The following is a 22599-nucleotide window of genomic DNA, read 5'->3' on the forward strand; positions in this document are numbered from 1 at the left end:
CAGCGGCCGAAACTTCGGAGGCGCTAAAATCGGATAATCCGCTTCCCAGCATCGCAAATCCCACCATACATGACAACGTCAGCTGTTTCCATTTTTTCAATTCCATCACTCCCATGAAATGGATTTAGGTACACAGCTAACTTTAAACGCCGATTAATTACGAGCTGTTAACGGGAAGGGCTGACTGTATCAAATCTATATAGAATAATTGAATACTTGCATACATTTTTTATTAATTCCTCTGCTTGGAACCAGAAGGCATCTCCTATTCCCACATAGCTTGCTCCAGTTGTTGGCCCATCTCCCGCAAAACCTCCTGAAAACGCTGAATTTGCACGGAAGGAAGACGGTCCTTATTATGGACGCAGTATATATGCCTGGATGCCCGGTGGCCGGGAATGGGCATGACGTTAAGCATCCCTTGCCGCAACTCTCGCTGCACTGCCATGCGCGACATAAAGGAAACATGATTCCCCAAAAACACAAGTTGTTTTATCGCTTCCAGCGAGTCCAGCTCCACGGGACTCCGCATATGCAGACCATGCTGCTGCAGCCACAGATCGGTCAGCTGCCTTGTGCTGGACTCGGTTCCATGAAGGACAAAGGGGCCGCGAATGATCTGCTCGGGCTGCGGGTTATCCGATGAAGCCAGCGGATGGCCTGGTGAACATATCAGGGACAGATCATCCTTGCACAAGGGCTCGGCCTGCAGGCTCGGACCCGTGAAGGGCTCCGATGATATAATGCCCAGGTCAATTTGGTGCTTTCCCAACATGTCGCGGATGACCGGCGAAGGTTTGACAGACAAGGAAATCCGTATGCCGGGAAACTCATGCGAAAAGGTATTCAAGATCCCTGGCAGCAGATAGGTTGCAGGGACATAACTGGCTCCAATGTGCAGCGTTCCCCGATATAAGCTGTCGTATTCACGGACGACCCGCTCAGACTCTTTGGCCAGCGCGTTTATTTTTATCGCATAATGGAGCAGGGCTTGTCCGGCCTCGGTGAGAAATGTTTTTCCGCTTCGGGACTCGAACAGTCTTACTTGCAGTTCCTCCTCCAATGACTTCATATGAAAAGTAACCGTCGGCTGCTTAATGCCAAGTATCTCTGCCACGGCAGTCATATGATGATGGCGTTCGATCAGCTCCACAATTTGCAGCTTCATCAGATTCATTCGTTCATCTCTCCCCTGTATGCTCCTTATTTATCTCTCTATATAGATTTAATCTATGAGTATCAACAGAATTCAAACAAAAAGTTAATTCCTGTTTTACATTTATCTAATACAACGCTTAAACGTGAGCCTTACACTGGAAACAGCTTAAGAAGACAGGCAGGGATCAAAAATGGATATTGAAATCAGGGGGATTCATAAATCATTTGAAGGCACACCCGCGCTGCTTCCTACCGATTTAAAGCTGCGTCATGGTCGATTCACCACATTGCTCGGGCCGTCAGGCTGCGGCAAAACCACGCTGTTACGGATGATCGCCGGGCTGGAGCAGCCGGACGGAGGAGAAATTTATGCGGCAGATCAGTGTATTTATTCCAAGCACAAAAAGATTGACGTTCCGGCGCATAAACGCAACTTCGGGATGGTATTCCAGGATTTTGCCCTCTGGCCGCATATGACGGTATACGAGAACGTGGCATTCGGATTGAAGGCGGCCAAGCTTAAAGCGAATCTCAGGCAGCAAGTAACCGAAGCGCTGGCGATGGTCCGCTTGGAAGGGATGGAGAACCGTTACCCGCACCAGCTGTCCGGCGGGCAACAGCAGCGGGTTGCTTTTGCCAGAGCGGTAGCGATCCGTCCGGCCCTGGTTCTGTTTGATGAACCGCTAAGTGCACTGGATGCCGTGCTAAGGGAGGAGATGCGGATCGAAATGATGTCGCTGGTAAAGGACATGGGGCTGACTGCGCTTTATGTCACTCACGATCAGGTGGAAGCCATGTCGATGTCGGATGAAATCGTGGTGATGCGGAAGGGGAAAGTACTGCAGCGTGGAACCCCAGAGACGATATATGAAGCACCCAGCCATCCGTTTGTAGCTTCTTTTATCGGCAAGTCCAATTGGTTGACGGACGATCAGGCGATGGTGAGGCCCGAGCATGTGGCCTGGAAAAGGACAAGCGAGGAGGACGAATGCTTTCAGGCAACCGTTCTAAGCGTCAGCTATGTAGGCGAGCGATATGAAATTCGCCTGCAGGTGGACGGCTTGGATCCGTGGACCGCTTATCTCGACAAGCGGACAACTGTTGGAGAACGCGTGAATCTGTACGTGTCTCCCCGGTCGATCTGCCGGATGGGTGAAGAACCGTTTCATGATAGGAACACAAAGAATGCGCAGCCAAATAAAACAAAACGCGCGCCTGCTGCTGCAGGCTTAGGATGAAGGGGAGTTGGGGAAAAATGAGTCGATTGAAGTTACGCAAGAAAGGCGCGGTGCTGTTGTTGGCATCCGTCATGAGCCTGAGTTTGTTTGGATGCGGGAGCTCGACGAATAGCGATTCAGCCAAGCCGGCACAGGATAGCGGCAGCCTGTCGGTATCTGGAAATGCATCTGCTGCCGGTGGCAAGCTCGTTCTGTACAGCGCAGGCCCTCAAAAGCTGGCCGACAATATCGTGAGCGGCTTTGAGGCCAAGACGGGTGTGAAGGTAGAGATGTTCCAAGGGACAACCGGCAAAATCCTGGCACGGATGGAAGCGGAAAAATCGAATCCGGTCGCGGATGTGGTCATCCTGGCTTCACTCCCTTCCGCACAGGCGTTGAAGGCGGATGGTCTGACATTGCCTTATCCTGAAGCAGCCAATGCCGACAAGCTGAACAAGGATTGGTCCGACGCGGAAGGAAACTATTTCAGCACAAGCGCATCGGCGCTCGGGATTGTATACAACACCAATCTGGTCTCTGCGCCGCCTCAAAGCTGGGCGGATCTGGGTTTGCCGGAGTGGAAGGATGCGGTCAATATTCCGGATCCGACGCTGTCGGGATCGGCACTTGATTTTATCACGGGCTACTTGAGCGTGAAGGGCGACGCGGGCTGGGAACTGTTCGAAAACTATAAAGCGAACGGTACCGCCATGGCAGGAGCGAATCAGGAAGCGCTGGACCCGGTGATCACCGGTGCCAAGAGTTTGGTTGCCGCAGGCGTGGATTACATGGCGTATTCGGCCAAAGCCAAGGGGGAGCCGCTTGACATCGTATATCCGGAGGAAGGGACCGTCGTAAGCCCAAGACCGGCGGCAATTTTGAAATCCAGCCCGAATGTGGATAATGCCAAGGCTTTCATCGACTACTTGCTGTCGGACGAAGCCCAGAAGCTGGTGGCGGATGCCTATCTGATCCCGGGCCGCGAAGATGTGGAGGCCGAAGGCCGGACCAATCTGAAGGATATTCCGGTGTTTGAAGTGGATTGGGCTTGGATGAACGATCATGGGGATGAGACCGCGGCCCGTTTTTCCGATGTATTTAAGTAGATCGCATACATGCGAACCACAGGAAGGCAATGTGAGGTGAACCGCAGTGAGACCAGTCATCATGGACAGTCCGCGATTTTTATGGAAAATGGGCGTGCTTCTCGCCCTTTTTCTTCTTAGCCTTAGCATTGGTTTGCCGCTGCTGCTTATTTTCTGGCAAAGCGTATACCCCGATCAGCACTTCGATTGGCTGGCACCGATACGGACGATTGCGGGCCATGAATTGTCCGGCATTTTGCTGCAATCCATCTGGCTGGGGGTATGCGTGGTGGCAGGATCGACGCTGCTCGCGCTGCCGCTTGCCTGGATGATGGCAAAAACCCGGCTGGGACAGCATCGTTGGGTTGACGTGATTCTGATGATTCCGTTCATGACCCCGCCCTATATCGGTTCGATGGGCTGGATTCTGTTTATGCAAAAGGGCGGATATTTTCAGCAGCGGCTTCCGGGAGCAGCCGGATGGAGCGATTCCTTCTTCAGCTTCGGGGGAATGGTGCTGATCATGAGCCTGCACTTGTTCCCGTTTCTCTACCTGCTGCTGCGGGACGCCCTGATCCGGATCGGGGGGAATCTGGAGGAGGCCGGCGCGGTTCATGGCGCAAGCGCGGGATACCGGTTTAGAAGAATCATACTGCCGCTGCTCTTATCTTCCTACGGCATGGGTGCCATGCTGGTGTTTGTCAAAACGATTGCGGAATTCGGCACCCCGGCAACGTTCGGCCGCCGGATCGGCTATTATGTAATGACCTCGGAAATTCACAAATACATCTCAAGCTGGCCGATCGACTTCGGAAAAGCGACCTCGCTTGCCTCCGTTCTCCTGTCGGTATGCCTGGTGATGTGGTACATGCAGTCTACGATCAGCCGAAGGTTTACTTACCGTCTGGTCGGCGGCAAAGGCCAACGTGCCAAACGGTATTCGCTGCGCGGGGGCAGAGGTGCCATATGTGCGCTATATATCGGTTTGCTGCTGATATTATCCGTCGGCATTCCTTACTTTTCCGTTATTGCGGCGTCCTTGATGAAGCTCAGGGGAGCCGGATTGTCCTTGGATAATCTGACGCTAGCTCATTACAAGGAACTGCTGGCCTGGGGTTCCGTCAGCCAGAAGGCGCTCGGTAACAGTCTGGGCTTGTCGCTTGCAGCATCAACGGTTGCCGTTCTGCTGGGTACCGGCTTTGCCCTGGCGATCGGCAAGTCCCAGGCGCGGATGCAGCGGGTCATTGATCTGTTGAGCCTCCTGCCCAATACGGTGCCCGGCATCGTCATGGTAGTCGGTCTGATCCTGCTCTGGAATGCGCCTTGGATGCCGGTGACGCTCTACAATACGTACGGGATGGTGGTGCTGACATACGTCGTGCTGTTTCTTCCATACACGGTCCAATACGTCAAAGCCAGCTTTACGCAGATTGACGGCACCCTGTTCCAGGCGGGTCAAGTCTTCGGCGGCGGCCCTCTGCTCATCCTGCGGCGAATTTTGCTGCCCCTGATTATGCCCGGAATGCTGGCGGGATGGATCATGACGTTCACCATAGCGTCACGGGAGCTGGTCGGGTCACTGCTCATTCTGCCGCCGTCGATGCAGACATCGGCTACGTATATTTTTGCCCAGTTCGAGCAGGGGCAGGTATCGCTCGGGATGGCCATGGCCGTTGTCTCCGTCGGCATGACGGTGCTGCTGTTGCTGCTGGTCGAAGCTTTGAATTCTAAAAGAAAGTGGAATGCATCATGATGAAACTGACGGTGTGGGGCGGTGCGGGAGAGCATGGCCGCTCCGCCTATTTACTAAACGGCAGCCAGGTACATTTGCTTCTGGATTGCGGCGTCAAAAAAGAAGGAGCGGGAGACTATCCCATGATCCAGCAAGAGCAGGTGCCAAAGCTGGATGCGGTCTTTCTGTCCCATGCCCATGAGGATCACTCGGTGGCGATACCGCTCCTCTACCGGCTTGGATATAAAGGGGAGGTATGGACGACCCGGGAGACGGCGGCGCAGTTAACCGCCTATTTTGCCTCTTGGAAGGAGTATACCGCCAGAGTCGGCGCGGTGCTTCCCTATATGGAGGAGGATCAGCTGGCGATCCGCTATCGGTATCTGGAGGAAGAGGGCGATAGGCTGACATGGTTTGAAGCGTTTCCCGGCGTAAAGGTCATGTGGGGGCGAAGCGGCCATATGGTCGGGGCCGTCTGGTTCCTCGTAGAGGCGGAAGGAAAACGGATTTTCTATTCAGGCGATTATACGTCGGAATCTCTGCTGCTTGAGGATGATAGTCCGGCTCTGGCAGATAAGCCTTCTTCCACGCTGCTGGACCTGGCTATCGTGGACGCGGCTTACGGGACCGACCCAAACTCCCAGGCCGATAAGCTGAGGCAATTGGAGCAGCAGATTGAGAGCACGCTGCATAGCGGCGGGAAGGTGCTGCTGCCGGTTCCGGCCGCAGGCCGAGGGCAGGAAATGATTGTGTGGGCATACCGAAATTGGAGAAACGTGCCGATCGTGATCGAAGCGCCGCTGATCGAAGGGATGAAGCGACTGCGGCGTCGTTCGGAGTGGCTTCGCGAGAAGGATTCCGGCCTGGAATTAGGAAAGCAGTTGGAGCTTGTGCTGAACCGGAACGATTGGATCATGCCTGCCAGCGAAACGGAACGCGAGTCGCTGCTTCAGACGCACGGGGCCTCGCTATGGTTCGTAACCGACGGGATGATGCAGTCGAAGCTTGCGCAGTGGTACTATCAGCAGATGTCGGGCGATATCCGAAATCTGGTTCTGCTGACGGGTCATGTTTCACAGGGGACCTTTGGACATCGTCTCCTTCAACATCCGGCGTCGTACGGGGCCTGCTCTGTCAGGAAAATCAGGTATAAGGTACATCAAGGCTTGGCGGACGTTCGTCGGATGATAACCGGCGTGCCGGCGCTGCATACCGTGCTTGTCCATGCGGACAAGGAAGAAACAGACCGTCTGCAAGCCTGTCTGACAGACGAATTGCGGGATCCCCGCATCCAGATACATTCCATGTCGATTGGTGAGGAAGTCTGTTTCTGATTCTAATTAGAGAACCTTTATCGTTTAAAGCGATAAAGGTTTTTTCGTGTAAGAGGGACCGCGTGTTTAGATCGGGGCGAAGATGGTGAAGGCTGTAATAATCATATATAAAAAATTAATTAGTACCAAGTCCTAATACTTGGTGTTATAATGGTTATAAAATTGGAGGTGGGAATGATGAGCCAATCGAAGTCGAGAATAACGGCAATCGGGACGTACGTTCCTGAACGGATCTTAACGAATGCGGATTTAGAGAAGATGGTGGAAACGAGCGATGAGTGGATCGTCCAGCGAACAGGCATGCGGGAACGCCGGATTGCGGCTCCCGATCAGTACGTGTCCGATCTTGCCATTAAGGCTGTGGAGGATATGGTTGAACGGTATGGCGTTACCGTGCAGGATGCGGATATGATTCTTGTGGCCACGAGCACGCCGGAGTACTCTTTTCCCAGTACCGCTTCTAGAGTGCAATCGAAGCTGGGCATCGCAAGCACGGGTGCGCTGGATCTGAATGCCGCCTGTGCGGGATTCGTATATGCGCTGCAGATGGCTGACGGATTGATATCCGGGGGAGCCTACCGTAAAATTCTGGTTATCGGCGCGGAAACGCTATCAAAGATTACGGATTACACCGACCGAACGACATGCGTATTGTTTGGGGATGGCGCAGGTGCCGTATTGTTGGAGAGAGACGAGTCTTCGGCGGGGATCATCGCTTCCGTCTCGGGCACTTTTGGCGAAGGCGGCATTCATCTGTATAAAACCGCTCTCTCCGAGCAAATGGACGGTACGGAATTAAAGAGCGGATGCCTTGTCCAAAATGGCCGCGAGATTTATAAGTGGGCCATTCGGAACATTCCGGACGGCGTCCGGGCCCTTTTGTCCAAAGGGGGCATGACCGCGGACGAAGTCGATTGGTTTGTTCCGCATAGCGCCAATCTCCGCATGATCGAGGCGATTAACGAGCGGGGGCCGTTTACAATGGACCGCACCTTGACCAGCGTCGAGTACCGGGGGAATACATCGGCAGCTTCCATTCCTCTTGCGCTTCAGCTGGCCGTCGACGAAGGGCGCCTGAAAGCGGGAGACCACGCACTGCTCTACGGATTCGGCGGAGGCATGACCTACGCGGGTTCCATCGTCAAATGGACGATATGACAAATCTAAGCTATATAAACCGCTATCGATATTCGATATGCGGTTTTTTAGTGCTGCAATTTTTCGAGCGGACGAACGTGAATCGTAATATATTCAACTCAAATTCGAAAGTTTGCCTCCTCAAAATTTGGCGCCGCTTTCATTAGACTAAAGAAGAAAAATACGTTCCATGGAAGAGGGGTAGAAGAATGAAAAGGTTTAAATCATGGAGCTTGCTGCTCCTGAGTGTCATCATGGTGTTCACGCTGGCCGCATGTGGAGGCGGTGGCGGAAACGGAAGCAGTACGGCTGAATCTCCGGGGGGAGGCAGCAGCAATGAAGGAACGGACAATACGAAAGAAGGAACCGAGTCCACAGAGAAAATCGAGCTCTCCTTCTGGTCGCTCGGAACGACCAACTATGAAGATCTGGCAAAGGAATATACGAAAGAGCATCCGAACATCACGTTCAAATTCCAGAATACGTCGGACCAAACGGCGCACCACAACAATCTGACGACGGCGTTGTCCGCGGGCTCTGGCGCACCCGACATTTTCCAGCTGGAAATTGCCTTCATGGAGCGCTTCATCAATAACCAGGATAAGTTCTATAACCTGTACGACCTCGGCGCCAAAGACTTAGAGGGCAACTACCTGGAGTGGAAATGGAAGCAGGCCACATCGGTCGACGGCACCTTCCAACTCGGTCTGCCAACAGACATCGGCCCTACGGTCGTCTATTACCGTACGGATCTGGCTGAGCAAGCAGGACTGCCAACCGATCCGGACGGCTTCAGCGCTGCGATCGATTCATGGGACAAATTCGCCAGCGTGGCCAAGGATTTCACAAGCAAAACAGGAAAGCCTTTCGCCGATTTGACGGACCTGGTCTACAACGGGGTGCGTGACCAATCCCCGGATCAAATCTACTTCAACAAAGAGGACGGCTCTTTTATCGGAGATACGAACCCGCAAGTGAGAAAAGCTTACGACTTTACGGTAAAAGGAATTCAGGAAGGCTGGATCGGCAACTGGATTCTATGGTCTCCTGAATGGCAAAAAGCGATCAATGACGGCGACTTCGGCGTTATGCTCGGCCCGGCTTGGATTGCCGGTACCATCCGCAATGCGAAGGACACCGCAGGCAAATGGCAGATTGCCCAGCTTCCTGAAGGAGCAGGCAACTGGGGCGGTTCGTTCCTGACCCTGCCGAAGGAAGGCAAACATTCGAAGGAAGCTTACGAATTCATCTCGTGGGTGCTGAACAAGGAAAATCAGCTGAAATCGTTTAAGGACAGCGGATTGTTCCCGTCCATCCCGGCGGTATACAGCGAGCCTTCGTTCACGGAAGAGAAGGACGAATTCTTCGGCGGCCAGGTCATTTCCGAAGCGTATGCCAAATCGGCGGAACGCATCAAGCCGGTTTACTACGGACCGCTTCATGACCAGACCGACACGATCATCAAAAACGCGCTCAAAAACGTGCTGGAGAAAAAGGCCGACCCGCAAAAAGAATGGGAAAGCGCAATGAAGCAAATCAAGACGCTGGTCGATCGCAGCTAGGTTAAACAGAAGGATCATTCCAGCTAGCCCGTTCATATCCAATAACCGTCCGAACCCGAGAAGGGATAAAGCGCCCTTCGCTCGGGTTCGGATTTATCCTTACCTACCTGGAGGTGCATCATGGCTGACACAGCAACGGCAGAATCGCCGCAACCGGTGCCGCAAAGGCGGCGCTTGTTGACGGAGACCGTGCGAAGCCGGTTTACGGCTTATACGTTTATATCGCCATTCTTTATATTGTTCGCAATCTTCGGTCTGTATCCGATCCTGTTTACCATCTATTTGTCCTTCTTCAAATGGGATGCGCTCGGACCGATGAAATACGTCGGCTTCAAGAATTACGAGCTTATTACAAGCGACCCGACCTTCTGGATCGCATTTAGCAACACGCTCATAATGGCTCTGATGGGAACCGTGCCGCAGCTGATTGTGGCATTATTTGTTGCGGTTATGCTCAACTCGGCCTTGAACAGATTCAAGAACACGTTCCGCATCCTGTATTTTATGCCGAACATCACCTCCATCGTTGCGGTGACGCTGGTGTTCAGCACGATGTTCGGAAACAACGGGATGGTCAACTGGCTGCTGAACACCTTCGGTGCGGAAAGCGTGCCGTTCAACTCCGGCTGGTGGGGAGTCAAAATCGCAATATCGTCCATGGTCATGTGGCGGTGGATGGGCTATAACGCCATTATTTTTCTGTCGGGGCTGCAGAGCATTCCGACCGATATTTATGAAGCGGCCAAAATCGACGGGGCCACCCGAGGCCAGCAGCTGCTCTATATCACGCTGCCGCTTCTTCGCCCATTCATTCTGTTCGTCACTTTGGTATCGACGATCGGCGCGCTCCAATTGTTTACGGAGCCTTATGTATTCCTCGGTCAGTCCGGCACGGGTTCTACGCGTCAGGAAGGGGTCACGATGGTCACCTATTTGTATAACGAAGCATTTAAGAACGGATTCTTCGGTACGGCTGCGGCAACGGCGGTTCTCTTGTTCATCGCCACCATTCTGTTCTCGGTATTAAATATGATATTGGGCCGCGAAGGCAAAGATTCGGGAGGTAAAAAAGCATGAGCACAGTCGCCATAAGCCGAAAAAAGCCGGATGAACCCGGTGTCGTCGCGAAATTCTTTTTCTATCTTTTCATGGTCCTTGGCGCGCTGGTCTCGGTCTTCCCGTTCTACTGGATGTTTGTCGTGGCTACCAATGACAAGGATGCGGCATTTCACATTCCGCCGCTGCTTACGCCCGGCACGCAGTTTTTCGATAACTTCGCGCGCGTGCTGGAGCGGACGGATTTTTTCAGGGCCTTGATGAACTCGGTGGTGGTGTCTACGGCCGTGACCCTGTCCGTTGTGTTCCTCTGCACGCTGGCGGGTTATGCTTTTGCCAAGTATGAGTTTCCTCTGAAAAAGACGCTGTTTGTTTTTGTCATTGCCACGATGCTGGTGCCTGCCCAGCTGGGCGTGCTTCCACAATACGTCATCATGGCCAAGCTGCACTGGATCGACAGCTACAAAGCGCTGGTCGTGCCGGCCATGGTCAATGCCTTCGGCATCTTCTGGATGCGGCAGTACATCGCCTCTGCCGTTCATACCGAGCTGATCGAAGCGGGGCGGATCGACGGCGGCGGGCATTTCCGGATCTTCTGGAACATTGCCATTCCCGTTGTCACCCCGGCGATGGCTACGCTCGGGATTCTGAACTTCATGAACGTGTGGAATGATTTCTTCTGGCCGCTCGTCGTATTGAAAAACAGAGAGAATTACACCATTCAAATTGCGCTGCAGCAATTGTTCACCAATAAGGACGGCCTTGATTTCGGCATGATCATGTCGGCCACCTTCACGGCGACGCTGCCGCTTCTCATCGTATTTCTGTTGTTCAGCCGATGGGTCATCGCCGGATTGACATCAGGCGCCATAAAAAGTTAACAAGCAAGGTGAAGTCGACAAGGAATGCGGCCTGTCATGAAGAATAATAGACATAGTAGAGTGGAGGGAGGAAGGATCCATGAAACTCCGCCGAAAGATATTGCTGGCTATTATTCTTCTGGTCTTCATTCCGGTTATCGCGCTGGGCGGGGTATCCTATTACAGCTTTTCGGAAGCGATGGAGAAGAAGTCGAATGATTTCTACTGGATTTCGCTCCTGGAAACGGATCGGAAACTGAAGTTCGCCTTGAACGAAATCACGACGATTTCGAACTCGGCGATTACCCAGCAATCGGTTCAGCAGATGCTGAAACAGCCGGAATACGCGGTTACCTATGAACGGCGGCAGGAGATCAACAATCTGATCAATCATCCGATGATTGCGTCGTTTGCTTTTTATTCGAATGACCGGCTGATGTATAACACGAATGGCGGAATGGAGCTTCAGGAACTGAGGCAGCAGGCATGGTATGAAGCGGTGGAAAAGGCGGAGGGGCGTCCCGTATGGGTCGGACCCGGCGAGAACGGCTCTGCGGCTGACGGCGCTCCCGTTTTGATTCAATCCAGGGTCATCAAGGACTATTACTCGCTGGAGGATATCGGAACCGTGGTGATCTACGTGAAGCCTGATCTCCTGGATCAGGTGTTCTGGGAGGCGGCAACGCTGAAGCAGGGAGATATTTTGCTGGTCAACCAGCAGGGGCACATCGTGTTCAGCAAGTCAGGCGGGCATATCGGGGAGCGGACGGAATTCCCGTTTCTCTCGGATAGTTATAAGACGAATGGAAAAGGCTACTACATCGATCAATATGCAGGCGAAAAATCGCTGATCACATATTCACCTTCCCATAATAAAGATTGGTTTCTGGTCGCCATCACGCCAAGCAAACTGATTTCGGCCGAATCGGTCCCGATTCGCAACCTAGCCTTGATCCTGGGACTGATCTCGCTCGTGTCGGCGTTCCTGTTCGACCGTTTTTTTGTGCGCAGAATGGTGCGCAGCATCATTAGCGCGGTGAACGGAATGAAGCGCGTCAAGCAGGGCATCTTCGTTCCGATCCCGTCGCATAATGTGGCGGAGGACGAGACGGATTTGTTGATCGACGGCTTTAACCGGATGAGCACCCAGATCCAGGAGCTGATTGGGCAGGTCGAGACGGAACAAGCACGAAAAAAGGAAGCGGAGCTGCAGGCGCTGGTCGCTCAGATCAATCCGCACTTCATCTATAATTCACTGGAATCGATCAATTCGATGGCCGTGCTTCAGGGCAATAAGGATATCAGCAAGATGGTGGTTTCGCTTGGTAAGCTGCTGCGTATCAGCATCAGCGAGCATCATGAGCTTATCCCCCTCAGCATGGAGCTGGAGCATGTCCAGCATTATATGCGGATACAGAAATTCAGGTTCGAGGAAAAATTCGATTACGGCATTGAGCTTCCGAATGAACTGAGGCACTACGTTACGCAAAAGCTGATCGTTCAGCCGATTGTTGAGAACGCTTTATATCACGGGATCGAGCCGATGGAGGAGAGCGGACTCATCTCCATCCGGGTGTCCGAGAACGGCGAGGATATCGTGATTGACGTGGAGGACAACGGTCCGGGCTTCGATCCGGAAACGCTGATGAAGCTGTGGAATTCGGATCCGGGACAGCTCAAAAAGTACCGCGAGAACGGGGTCGGATTGAAGAATGTCCATCAAAGGCTGCGGATCCGGTTTGGCAGCCGTTACGGCCTGATGATCTGTTCCTCTCCAGGTTACGGCTCCTTGATACGAATTCGAATACCGAAAATACTGACATGACAGGGGGGCTGCAGGGTGAGATGGTTTTGGAATTGGGGCTGGATCGTCGGATATGCCGCTCTGTTGGCGCTGTCTGTCTTGTGGGTGACGGTACAGAATCAGGGACCGGCTCAGGAGGAACAGCCCGAGAAAATCACGCTAACGTTCCGGCATTTCTGGAACAAAGAGCATGACAAGCCGGTGCTGGCCGTATTCGAGAGCATCGTCCGCACTTATGAGAAAGCGCATCCAAACGTAAAGGTGAACTTCGAGAGCATCGATCAGACGATTCACCGGGAACAAAAGCTGAAGAGCGAGATGGTGACCGGCACGCCGCCGGATATGTTTGTTTTGTTCGGAGGGGCCGAGATCGTGCCTTATGCCAGATCCAACCGGTTGATGGATTTAACGGATTTTTTGCAGGATACCGGATTGAAGGAGCAGTTCAAGGATCTGCACCATTGGACCTTCGAGGACAGGATCTATGGCCTGCCCTTCGAGGGACACGCAGAGCCGATTTATTATAACCGGGCTTTATTCCGGCAGCTGAAGCTGGAGCCTCCGAAGACGCTGGGAGAGATGGACGAAGCTATTCGTGTCCTTCGGGAGAACGACATCATCCCCTTTGCGGTCGGCAACGAAGACAGGTGGCCGGCGGGAATTTTTGCCCATTATTTCATGGATCGCTACGCCGGGCCGGAACTGATTGACCGCCTGGTTGAAGGCGATGATCAGGCCAGCTTTGTGCAAGAGTCGTATTTGGAGGCGTTTGAGCACTTGGAGCTGTGGATCGAAGAAGGGGCGTTCAGTCCGAACGCAAACGATCTTTCCACGGAAGAAGCGATTGCCCAGTTCACGGAAGGAAAAGCGGCGATGTATATGAACGGCAGCTGGGATATCACGCTGCTGCAGAATGAGGATTACCCGGATTTTCAGAATGAGATCGGCGTCATTCCCTTTCCGTCGCTTTTTCCCGGCGAAGAACGCTCCTTGGCAGGGGGATATACGATCGGCATCGGGCTGTCATCGGACTTGGATGAAACGAAAAAGCAATCGGCTCTGGAGCTGCTGGGCATGTTCTATACCCCGGAGGTGCAGACTCGGCTGGTGTATGAAGGGCTGCGCGTCCCTTCGATGAAGATTGACTATGATTCGAAGAAAACCGGGCCCGTTTTTGCCCAAGTCACGGAATTGATGGAGGAATCCACGAGCACCTTTCTGCCTTACGACAACACGTTATCACCCGAGGTGAACAGTTCGTTCCTTAAGGTGATCGAGGATATGATTGGAGGACGGATCGATGCTGCCGGCGCATTGGAGCAAATTCAGAAGTCCTCGGTCCGGTATTGGAAGCTTAGGCGGAATACGGCAGCAGAGTAAACAGGAGACAGGGGGGAACGTCATGGGCGGATCGGAAGGCAAATTCAGAGTCATGCTGGTCGATGATGAGCCGATCATACTGCGCAGCCTGAAGGCGGCTATTCCATGGGATGAGCTCGATCTGGAGGTCGTTGGGGAGGCCAAGAGCGGAGACGGCGCATTGAAGCTGGCGCGCGAAGTGTCGCCGCATATCATTATCAGCGATATTCGGATGCCGGGGATGGACGGCATTACGCTCATGAAGGAACTGAAGGCGGATCAGGCAAGACGAATCATTATTTTCATCAGCGGGTACGGCGAATTCGAATACGCGAGGGAAGCGCTGCGCGAAGGGGCTTTCGATTATTTGCTGAAGCCGATCGACCACGATGAACTGACCGAAACGATTGCCAGGGCGGCCAGAACGCTGGAGAAGCAGATTGCGGATGACCAGATGCTCCACTCGATCAAGGTTCTGTCGCTGCTGGCCCGGGAGCGGATGCTGACCGAATTCATCGAAGGGAACCGTAGTCCCCTGCAGCATATGCAGTGGCTGGAGGACAGCGAGCTGGAGCATGGATACACGATGGCCGTCATTCAATTGGATCAATATTTGCGGCTTAACGAGCTGTGGAGCATGGACGAGAAGCGCCTGTGGCTGTTTGCCGTACGGAACGTCCTCGAGGAGTGGTCCTTGCAGCATGGCGGGCTGACGGTATTTCCTTTCCGCAGCGGGGAATGGGTGCTGCTGTTTCCGAACCTGACGAAGGAGCGGCAGGAGGATATCGGCCGGGATCTGGTGCAATTGATCAAGCGGAACACGAAGCTGTCCTGCTCGGTCGGCTTCAGTCCCAGCATGGCCGGCATCGACCGCTTGGGAACGGCTTACGAGACGGCCGTGCGCGCATTGTACCAGCGGTTTTATTCCGGGGAAGAGGGCGTGTTTCTCGGTGCGCCCGATTCGGTGCTGGAAACGGCCAGCGAAGCGAAGTATCCGAAGCATCTCGAGTCGCTCATGGTGGAAAGCATCCGCACGCTTCATAAGGAGCGGCTTCTGGAGCTTTTTGACGAAACCAAGGCTTATATCGAGGAGCATGCGTTCAGCAGGGAGATGACCGAGCGGGTGCTGCTGGAGATGAGCGTCGTGCTGTATCGGCAGTTTGAGCATATGAAGGTGCTGTTTGAGTGGTCGCTGGAGGAACTGCTGCAGGAGCTTCATGCATCCGGCACGCTTCAGCAGCTGATGGACGTCATCAAGAGTCACTTCAGCAAATGGATTGCCGAGAGCCGGTCCGGGCAGGCCAAAGACAATGTTCAAGCCGTGATGGGCAAAGCCAAGGAGTATATCGCGGAGAATTACCAGAAGGATCTGACCATCGAAGAGGTTTCGGAGCTGGCGGATTTGAGCATCAGTCATTTCTGCACGCTGTTTAAGGGAACGACTGGCTATACGTTTCTGGAGTACTTGACGGAGTGCCGGATCGAGAAGGCCAAGAGCATTCTGCTGAATACGGACGTGAAGGTGTACCAGGTAGCGCCGCTGGTAGGGTATCAGGATCCGCGATACTTCACCCAGGTATTTAAGAAAATCACGGGGAAAACGCCATCGGAGTATCGGGAAGAGGCGGTCTCCAAAACATAAAACGGACCTTGATCCCATGATATTGAAATCGGATATTTTGCGGATAGTATTCAACATAGGAGGGAATGAATAACAGATCCATTTTTCCGGGTTTGATCGGGGAAAAGGAGTTCTGTTATTTTTATATTAAATATCTTAATATTAAGACTTGACGTTTTAAGGTTTAAATACTAAACTGAGATTAAGCAAAACGTAAAGAAGCCAGCGAAGAACGAAGCTGCTCCCGAATCAGAAGGCAACTATGAATATTGAAGATGGTTAACATGCTATTAATAACGAAAAAAACGATAAATGGAGGTTGAAGTCATGAAGTTTAAAGGAATTCATCACGTATCCGCGTTAACGGCTGCGGCTTCGCGGAACTTCGAATTTTATACAAAGGTTCTGGGCATGCGATTGGTTAAGAAGACGGTGAACCAGGACGATGTCTCGGTATATCATCTGTTTTATGGCGACGAAAAAGGAAATCCAGGCACGGAGCTTACCTTCTTCGAAATTCCGATGGCCGGCCGGACCCGTGAGGGAAACAACAGCATTTCGGCGACATCCCTGCGCGTGCCGAACGACCGCGCCTTGGAATATTGGACCCGGCGATTGGACGAGCACGGCGTAGAACGCGAGGAGATCAAGGAACGTGCGGGCCGATTGACCCTTCTCTTCAGGGATTTCGAGGGCCAGCGCATCATTCTCGTTTCGGATGAACATAACGAGGGAGTTCCAGGCGGCGTTCCATGGGAAAAGGGGCCGGTTCCGGCGGAATACGCCATCATCGGTTTAGGCCCGGTGCAGCTGACCGTGCCTAATCCAGTGCAGACCGTGAAGGTATTGACGGAGCTGATGGGCTTCCGCTACAAAGGGCACTATGCTTCGCCAGTAGACGGGCAGCCCGATATCCTGGTCTTTGAGACGGGAGAAGGCGGTACGGGAGCGGAAGTGCACGTGGAGGAACGAACGGATCTTCCGCAGGAGCGGCTTGGCCGCGGCGGCGTTCATCACGTTGCATTCCGCGTCGAGGACGAGGAAGAGCTTCGGTCCTGGATTGACCGGATCGGTGATGTGGGCTTTTCGAATTCGGGATTTGTCGATCGCTTTTACTTCCGTTCCTTGTATTTCCGGGAGCCTAACGGTATTTTGTTCGAGGTAGCTACCGATGGTCCGGGCTTTGACACGGATGAGCATATCGACCATCTCGGCGAGTCCCTTGCGCTGCCGCCGTTTCTGGAGCCGAAGCGGGAACAGATCGAAGCCAACCTGAAGCCTCTCCATACGATTCAATGAAGATGGCGCACATCGCGCACGCAATACACACGACACCGGGTAAGCCTCTGTTTTTGGGGCGATTGCCCGGTGTTTTAATTTGATCTATTCATATAGCCGCGATATGGCATTTGCCGCCATGCTGACATGCTCCCTAAGCTCTTGGGGGGCCATCACCTCGATTTCCGCCCCGCAGCTTAGAAGAAATGCCGAAGCCGATTCCAAGGTGTTGAACTCCAAATCGGCCGTTATCCACCCGTCGTGCTGGTTATCCATATCGCATCGGAGTATTTTTACGTACCGCTCCCGCTCAAAGCGTTTGATCAGATCGACGGTCATGCGAACCTGTGCGGGATACTGCGGGAGATTTTGCATGAACCGTGCCAGCGACTCCTCCCAATACTCGGCTAGATTAAAACCGGCCGGACGCTGGAATGTATCCTCGGACATGACGGCATCCACGATTCTCGATACGCGATAGGTTCGCAGCTCGCCTTGGGATTCGGCCACCACATACCAGGTACTCCGTTTGGCAACCAGCCCGAGCGGATGAATCCTTCTTTCGACTCGTTCCTCTCCTTTCATGTATTGGATATCCATGATGCGATCCAACCACAGCGCCTCCTGCAAAACCGTAAGATACGGATGCGATTCGCGGTAGGAGTGCCAGCCTGCGCCATCGATATGGATCTTCTCCCGAATGATTTCGGCATCCTGCCGAATGGAGCGTGGGGAGGAAGCCAATAATTTTTGATAGGCAGCATCAAACTGTTTACGGATCCCCAAATCCCCGATCAGCGGGCTGTGGCTGGAAACCAGCAGGGAGATGAGCTCGTCCGGCGTCATGCCGGTCAGGTTCGTTCGATAGCTCTCCTCCAGCACCCACCCGCCCTGGGATCCTCTTTCCGCATACACGGGGATGCCCGCCGAGCTCAAGCTTTCCATATCGCGTATAATCGTGCGCTCCGATACCTCAAGCTGCTCCGCCAGATAACGGGTGTTCTTCTTCCCCCCGTTCTGAAGCATCAGCATGATGGATAATAGACGATCCGCCCTCAAGTTATGTCACCTCTCTGTATCTATAGAAGTTAATTGTATTGTAGCATGGATATAAGACAACGGATGTCATATATGTCTGATACGATGAAGGCGTTGAGATACTTCAGTATATAGTTGGAGGTAGCGCTATGAATAAGAATGATCCTAAGCCATTGCAAGGAAAAATCGCCGTCGTGGCCGGAGCGACCCGGGGAGCAGGCCGCGCCATTGCGGTGATGCTGGGTGCCGCGGGGGCAACGGTGTATTGCACGGGACGGAGCGTACGCGGCCAAGCGTCGGATATCAAGCGGACCGAGACGATTGACGACACGGCGGAGATGGTGACGGACCGGGGCGGCACCGGCATTGCCGTGCAATGCGACCATACCGTGGAAGAGCAAGTGAAAGCGTTGTTTGAACGCATTCGTGAAGAGCAGCAAGGCCGGCTGGACATCCTCGTCAATGATATATGGGGCGGCGAGAACCTGACGCATTGGAATATTCCGTTCTGGGAGCAATTTCTGTCCGATGGACTGCTGATGCAGGAGCGGGCAGTGACAACGCATATGATCACGAGTTATTACGGCGTTCCGCTGATGGTGGAGAACGGCGGCGGATTGGTCATTGAGGTCACGGACGGCTCGACGTACCGGTATCGCGGGAATTTGTATTACAGCCTGGCAAAAATTTCGGCGATTCATCTGGCCGCAGCCATGGCGGAAGAGCTGCGTCCCTATCAGGTAACCGCACTATCCGTGACGCCGGGATTTCTGCGCTCGGAGCAAATGCTGGATCACTTCGGCGTTACGGAAGAAAATTGGCGGGATGCCACGGCACAAGAACCGCATTTCATCGAATCGGAGACTCCATATTTTCTTGGGCAGGCGGTTGCGGCGTTGGCAGCCGATCCGGATGTGTCCGACAAGAGCGGGAAGGCGCTGACCAGCTGGGACTTATCGGATGAATACGGGTTTAGCGACATTGACGGGAGTAAGCCGCATTGGGGCAATTACGCGAAGAAGCAGGGACTTCCCATTACTTAAACATGTAAAACAGGGTGACCTATGCCATGATGGCGAATAGGTCACCCTGTTTTGTTACGGAAATTGTCCGTTGCACTTGCGAATACCGCTGTAAGTACGTCTAAACCATGTCATAGCGGAACATCGCAGAAACTACGCATCAACGTTCAATTTCAAGTGGTTATGAGCGGCCGCGTCTCATCGAACCCATGATCAGGCTGACGATAAAGACCAGAATGACGGCACCGATCAACGCCGGCAGGATGTAGAATCCACCCATTTCAGGTCCCCAGGATCCGAGCAGAAGTCCGCCCAGCCAAGCACCGACGAAACCAGCAATGATGTTACCGATGATACCGCCGGGGATGTCTCTGCCCATAATCAAACCAGCAATCCATCCGATGATACCGCCAACGATTAATGACCAAAGAAAACTCATGTTTATCACCTCGTATAAGTTATAGTTGTTTGTGCCTTACTATTAACCAAAGACGTGACTTTTAAACCGGATTGACCAGCAACTTGGATAAAATCATTATTTTCCAACGTAGTGATAGGCTGCTTCGTTCTTTGATAAATGCGATTTTTTTGATTATGCTTGAAGAGAGTGGTTAGGTTGAGAAAATAAAGGAGCTGGCATGGGACTCATGATAGAAAAATGGACAGAAGAATATACCATTCAATCCGTTGACGCAGATTTTAAGGGAGACTGCCGATGGTCTTCGCTGCTCAGTATTTTGCAGAGAGCGGCTGACCGGCATATTGAGGCGCTGGGAATCAGCCGCGAGGAAATGATCGAGCGGGGCATGGGCTGGATGCTGATTACGCTGGAGCTTGAGATGCGGCGGATGCCAAGGGATATGGAAACCGTATATGTGGACACCTGGAGCCGCGGGTCCAAAGGGGCGCTGTGGCATCGGGATTATCGGATCAAGAACGGCGATGGGGAATTGCTGGGCGAGGGCCGCTCGGTATGGGCGCTGGTGGACATTCATAAACGGAAAATTCTGCGTCCGTCCATGTTTCCGTACGAGGTGCCGATCGGTCAGGAAACGGTTGGAGAGCTGCCAAGCAAAGCCGTGTTGCCTGAAGGGGTACAGCTGGATGATGTTTATACGTATACGGTCCGGTATAGTGGAATCGATACGAACGGCCATTTGAATAACGCCCGGTATGCGGATTTGAGCTTTGACGTGCTGGATGAGCAGGAACTTCGGGAAGGGCGAGTGACCGGCTTCAAAATTACATACCATAACGAGGCCAGACTGAAGGATACGATGGTGATCAAGCGTTCGGCCGAGGAGAACAATCGGGTGTACGTGCAGGGCACATCGCCGGACGGAACCAACTTTTTTGAAGCGGCTATCGTTAGGGGATCATAAACCATCAGGTTGTTCTTACGGAGGGGAGAGAGCGGCCTGACGCTTCATGGAGGGTGAACGGATGTACAAAATCATGATCGTTGAGGATGACCCCAAGCTGGCGGGGCTGCTGCAATCGCATATCGAACGGTACGGAAATGAAGGAAACATCGTCGAGGATTTCGATCATGTGCTGGAGCAGTTCCATGAGATGAAGCCGCATCTCGTTCTTCTCGACGTGAACCTGCCAAGCTTTGACGGATATTATTGGTGCCGCCAGATCCGGTCGGTATCGACCTGCCCGATTATATTCATCTCGGCCCGTAACGGGACGCCGGATCAGCTCCGGGCCTTGGAGAACGGCGCGGATGATTATATCACCAAGCCGTTTGCTTACGATATCGTCATCGCCAAAATCCACAGCCAGCTGCGCCGCGTATACGGCGACTATGCGGCAGCATCCGCCGAGCGTACGGTGGAGAAGGACGGGCTTGTCCTCTATCCCGAACGGATGGAGCTGACTCTTCACGATCAGACATCCGTGCTCACGAAAAAAGAAACGGTCCTTCTGGAAACGCTGCTGAGCCGGAGCCCCCGGCTTGTGACGCGCGAGACGATTCTGGAGAAGCTGTGGGACGATACGTTCGTGGACGATAATACGCTCAGCGTGAATATTAACCGGGTGAGGAAACGGCTAGGGGAGTTAGGGATTGAGAATGCGCTGGAAACGATTCGCGGTTCGGGGTACAGGCTGCATACCGTATGGAAGAGGTAGGCAATGAAGAAGCTGTTTTGGCGTGAGCATTTGCCCCTCATTCTGTTTGTAACCGCGGCCTTGTTCGTGGTGCTGCTCGTATTCTGGTATGACGGCTATGATCATCCGGTGACAGCGGCTTATGCCGTTTTCCTCGGTCTGACCATTCTTGGCGGGTACTTGGCATTCCGGTATTTCACGCACCGGGATTTCTATGAGCGGCTGTCGCAGCCCATCAGGTCGTTGGAGGAATCGATCAAGCATAACGAGTCGGCCCCGCTGCCTACGGCCCTTAGCGAGCTTATGGAAGAGCAGTACCGTCAATACCGCACGGTCATGGAAGAGTGGGAGCGCCGGCGGAAAGAGCATATGATCTTCATGAATCAGTGGGTGCATCAGATGAAAACGCCGCTGTCCGTCATTGAGATGATCACGCAGGAGGATGATAACGACGCCTTCAAGAGTTTATCCGAGGAATCCGACCGGATTCGGCGCGGGCTGGAGATGGTGCTCTACATGTCCAGGCTCGAAACCTTCGAGCAGGATTTCAGCGTGGAGCCCGTGAAGCTTCATCAGGCGGCAGTCGAGGCGGTGCACGAGAACAAGCGTTATTTTATTCACAGTCATGTGTATCCGGAGGTCCGGATCGATTCGGATCTCACCGTTCAGACGGATGCCAAATGGCTTCGGTTCATCATGCTGCAGCTGCTGTCCAACGCCATTAAATATTCTGCCGGAACCGGGCTTAAGGTGACGATCCAGGCCCGCCGGACGGAGGACCACCGCCATGTGGTGCTGGAGATCACGGACCGGGGAATGGGCATACCGCCATCCGACTTGAAGCGGGTGTTCGACCCGTTCTATACCGGGGAAAACGGCCGCAAGCTGAAGGAATCCACCGGCATGGGCTTGTATCTCGTCAAAGAAGTGGTCCATAAAATGAACCACCAAATCGAGTTGGAATCCGAGCCGGGAAGAGGAACGACCGTGAGGCTGATTTTCTCGGGGTGAGATCTGCTTTGTACAGACGTCTCATGGAGGCAGAGTTCAATTATGGCTGTTACAGGTGACATTCACGACATTGAAATTATATAAGGCAGTAAAGCATGGGCTGGGTAAGATTTGGTTTGATCTCTTATTGAACTTTGGATTGAGTCACCTAAATACGTTACCGAAAGCACCTTATCTCGGGTAAATGATGGATGTTGACCCATCATAAAG

20 protein-coding genes (1 of these 20 running past the window's edge) are annotated in these 22599 nt (G+C 53.2%); 16 read left to right on the top strand and 4 right to left on the bottom strand.

From position 1 onward, the window contains the following. A protein-coding gene (locus P0X86_RS04345) for a hypothetical protein (RefSeq protein WP_277747863.1) crosses the window boundary here: on the bottom strand, positions 1-100 show its beginning. The gene continues 698 nt to the left of window position 1, outside the view; the window shows 100 of its 798 coding nt (coding positions 1-100); the start codon lies at positions 98-100; its stop codon lies off the left edge, out of view. 165 nt (positions 101-265) lie between these two features. Beyond that, positions 266-1177, bottom strand: a complete 912-nt coding sequence (locus P0X86_RS04350; protein ID WP_277747864.1) for a LysR family transcriptional regulator — start codon at positions 1175-1177, stop codon at positions 266-268. 172 nt (positions 1178-1349) lie between these two features. Here P0X86_RS04350 and P0X86_RS04355 point away from each other — a divergent pair, with 172 nt between their 5' ends. From P0X86_RS04355 to P0X86_RS04410, 12 genes are all read left to right on the top strand, one after another. After that, a complete protein-coding gene (locus P0X86_RS04355; RefSeq protein ID WP_277747865.1) occupies positions 1350-2396 on the top strand; it encodes an ABC transporter ATP-binding protein in 1047 nt (348 codons plus the stop codon). A 17-nt stretch (positions 2397-2413) separates the two neighbouring features. Beyond that, positions 2414-3481, top strand: a complete 1068-nt coding sequence (locus P0X86_RS04360) for an ABC transporter substrate-binding protein (RefSeq protein ID WP_277747866.1) — start codon at positions 2414-2416, stop codon at positions 3479-3481. Between the two features lie 88 nt (positions 3482-3569). Beyond that, positions 3570-5213, top strand: a complete 1644-nt coding sequence (locus P0X86_RS04365) for an ABC transporter permease (RefSeq protein ID WP_277748990.1) — start codon at positions 3570-3572, stop codon at positions 5211-5213. Further along, the gene (locus tag P0X86_RS04370; protein ID WP_277747867.1) at positions 5210-6526 is read left to right on the top strand and encodes an MBL fold metallo-hydrolase; all 1317 of its coding nucleotides are present in this window, start codon (positions 5210-5212) and stop codon (positions 6524-6526) included. The genes P0X86_RS04365 and P0X86_RS04370 overlap by 4 nt, the downstream gene beginning before the upstream one ends. Positions 6527-6703: 177 nt before the next feature. Next, positions 6704-7684 (top strand): ketoacyl-ACP synthase III, encoded by a 981-nt coding sequence (locus P0X86_RS04375; RefSeq protein WP_176502472.1) that lies wholly within the window; start codon positions 6704-6706, stop codon positions 7682-7684. A 188-nt stretch (positions 7685-7872) separates the two neighbouring features. Then, positions 7873-9225: an ABC transporter substrate-binding protein gene (locus P0X86_RS04380; RefSeq protein WP_090912166.1), complete on the top strand. Its 1353-nt coding sequence runs from the start codon at positions 7873-7875 to the stop codon at positions 9223-9225. A 120-nt stretch (positions 9226-9345) separates the two neighbouring features. Then, a complete protein-coding gene (locus P0X86_RS04385) occupies positions 9346-10302 on the top strand; it encodes a carbohydrate ABC transporter permease (RefSeq protein WP_009592284.1) in 957 nt (318 codons plus the stop codon). Continuing rightward, positions 10299-11162 (top strand): carbohydrate ABC transporter permease, encoded by an 864-nt coding sequence (locus P0X86_RS04390; RefSeq protein WP_277747868.1) that lies wholly within the window; start codon positions 10299-10301, stop codon positions 11160-11162. Before P0X86_RS04385 ends, P0X86_RS04390 begins: the two co-directional genes overlap by 4 nt. A gap of 79 nt (positions 11163-11241) precedes the next feature. After that, a complete protein-coding gene (locus P0X86_RS04395) occupies positions 11242-12966 on the top strand; it encodes a cache domain-containing sensor histidine kinase (RefSeq protein ID WP_277747869.1) in 1725 nt (574 codons plus the stop codon). Positions 12967-12981: 15 nt separating this feature from the next. Beyond that, positions 12982-14325 (top strand): ABC transporter substrate-binding protein, encoded by a 1344-nt coding sequence (locus P0X86_RS04400; protein WP_277747870.1) that lies wholly within the window; start codon positions 12982-12984, stop codon positions 14323-14325. A gap of 22 nt (positions 14326-14347) precedes the next feature. Beyond that, a complete protein-coding gene (locus P0X86_RS04405) occupies positions 14348-15946 on the top strand; it encodes a response regulator transcription factor (RefSeq protein WP_277747871.1) in 1599 nt (532 codons plus the stop codon). Between the two features lie 306 nt (positions 15947-16252). Next, a complete protein-coding gene (locus P0X86_RS04410; protein ID WP_012819073.1) occupies positions 16253-17224 on the top strand; it encodes a ring-cleaving dioxygenase in 972 nt (323 codons plus the stop codon). An 84-nt stretch (positions 17225-17308) separates the two neighbouring features. Here P0X86_RS04410 and P0X86_RS04415 read toward each other — a convergent pair whose 3' ends face one another. Next, on the bottom strand, positions 17309-18262 hold the full coding sequence (locus P0X86_RS04415; RefSeq protein WP_277747872.1) for a helix-turn-helix transcriptional regulator: 954 nt from the start codon (positions 18260-18262) through the stop codon (positions 17309-17311). A gap of 128 nt (positions 18263-18390) precedes the next feature. Here P0X86_RS04415 and P0X86_RS04420 point away from each other — a divergent pair, with 128 nt between their 5' ends. After that, positions 18391-19284 carry an SDR family oxidoreductase gene (locus P0X86_RS04420; RefSeq protein ID WP_277747873.1) on the top strand — a complete coding sequence of 298 codons (894 nt, stop codon included), beginning with the start codon at positions 18391-18393 and terminating at the stop codon, positions 19282-19284. A 160-nt stretch (positions 19285-19444) separates the two neighbouring features. Here P0X86_RS04420 and P0X86_RS04425 read toward each other — a convergent pair whose 3' ends face one another. Further along, positions 19445-19702, bottom strand: a complete 258-nt coding sequence (locus P0X86_RS04425) for a GlsB/YeaQ/YmgE family stress response membrane protein (RefSeq protein ID WP_009592319.1) — start codon at positions 19700-19702, stop codon at positions 19445-19447. A gap of 208 nt (positions 19703-19910) precedes the next feature. Between P0X86_RS04425 and P0X86_RS04430 the strand changes: the two genes are divergently transcribed. The 3 genes from P0X86_RS04430 (at position 19911) to P0X86_RS04440 (ending at position 22389) form a co-directional block, all read left to right on the top strand. Then, complete coding sequence (locus tag P0X86_RS04430) at positions 19911-20645, top strand: acyl-[acyl-carrier-protein] thioesterase (RefSeq protein ID WP_277747874.1); 735 nt, start codon at positions 19911-19913, stop codon at positions 20643-20645. A 61-nt stretch (positions 20646-20706) separates the two neighbouring features. Continuing rightward, positions 20707-21399 (top strand): response regulator transcription factor, encoded by a 693-nt coding sequence (locus P0X86_RS04435; RefSeq protein WP_096774954.1) that lies wholly within the window; start codon positions 20707-20709, stop codon positions 21397-21399. A gap of 3 nt (positions 21400-21402) precedes the next feature. Then, positions 21403-22389, top strand: coding sequence for a sensor histidine kinase (locus P0X86_RS04440; protein WP_277747875.1), 987 nt, complete (start codon positions 21403-21405; stop codon positions 22387-22389). Positions 22390-22599: the final 210 nt, after the last annotated feature.

The organism is Paenibacillus sp. BR1-192 (assembly GCF_029542445.1).
GTDB classification, from domain to species: domain Bacteria; phylum Bacillota; class Bacilli; order Paenibacillales; family Paenibacillaceae; genus Paenibacillus_AQ; species Paenibacillus_AQ lautus_A.

Excerpts from the sequence above, each read along its gene's own strand:
- P0X86_RS04350 (WP_277747864.1), bottom strand. The coding sequence starts at position 1,177 with ATGAATCTGATGAAGCTGCAAATTGTGGAGCTGATCGAACGCCATCAT.
- P0X86_RS04355 (WP_277747865.1), top strand. The coding sequence starts at position 1,350 with ATGGATATTGAAATCAGGGGGATTCATAAATCATTTGAAGGCACACCC.
- P0X86_RS04360 (WP_277747866.1), top strand. The coding sequence starts at position 2,414 with ATGAGTCGATTGAAGTTACGCAAGAAAGGCGCGGTGCTGTTGTTGGCA.
- P0X86_RS04365 (WP_277748990.1), top strand. The coding sequence starts at position 3,570 with ATGGGCGTGCTTCTCGCCCTTTTTCTTCTTAGCCTTAGCATTGGTTTG.
- P0X86_RS04370 (WP_277747867.1), top strand. The coding sequence starts at position 5,210 with ATGATGAAACTGACGGTGTGGGGCGGTGCGGGAGAGCATGGCCGCTCC.
- P0X86_RS04375 (WP_176502472.1), top strand. The coding sequence starts at position 6,704 with ATGAGCCAATCGAAGTCGAGAATAACGGCAATCGGGACGTACGTTCCT.
- P0X86_RS04380 (WP_090912166.1), top strand. The coding sequence starts at position 7,873 with ATGAAAAGGTTTAAATCATGGAGCTTGCTGCTCCTGAGTGTCATCATG.
- P0X86_RS04385 (WP_009592284.1), top strand. The coding sequence starts at position 9,346 with ATGGCTGACACAGCAACGGCAGAATCGCCGCAACCGGTGCCGCAAAGG.
- P0X86_RS04390 (WP_277747868.1), top strand. The coding sequence starts at position 10,299 with ATGAGCACAGTCGCCATAAGCCGAAAAAAGCCGGATGAACCCGGTGTC.
- P0X86_RS04395 (WP_277747869.1), top strand. The coding sequence starts at position 11,242 with ATGAAACTCCGCCGAAAGATATTGCTGGCTATTATTCTTCTGGTCTTC.
- P0X86_RS04405 (WP_277747871.1), top strand. The coding sequence starts at position 14,348 with ATGGGCGGATCGGAAGGCAAATTCAGAGTCATGCTGGTCGATGATGAG.
- P0X86_RS04410 (WP_012819073.1), top strand. The coding sequence starts at position 16,253 with ATGAAGTTTAAAGGAATTCATCACGTATCCGCGTTAACGGCTGCGGCT.
- P0X86_RS04420 (WP_277747873.1), top strand. The coding sequence starts at position 18,391 with ATGAATAAGAATGATCCTAAGCCATTGCAAGGAAAAATCGCCGTCGTG.
- P0X86_RS04425 (WP_009592319.1), bottom strand. The coding sequence starts at position 19,702 with ATGAGTTTTCTTTGGTCATTAATCGTTGGCGGTATCATCGGATGGATT.
- P0X86_RS04430 (WP_277747874.1), top strand. The coding sequence starts at position 19,911 with ATGATAGAAAAATGGACAGAAGAATATACCATTCAATCCGTTGACGCA.
- P0X86_RS04435 (WP_096774954.1), top strand. The coding sequence starts at position 20,707 with ATGTACAAAATCATGATCGTTGAGGATGACCCCAAGCTGGCGGGGCTG.
- P0X86_RS04440 (WP_277747875.1), top strand. The coding sequence starts at position 21,403 with ATGAAGAAGCTGTTTTGGCGTGAGCATTTGCCCCTCATTCTGTTTGTA.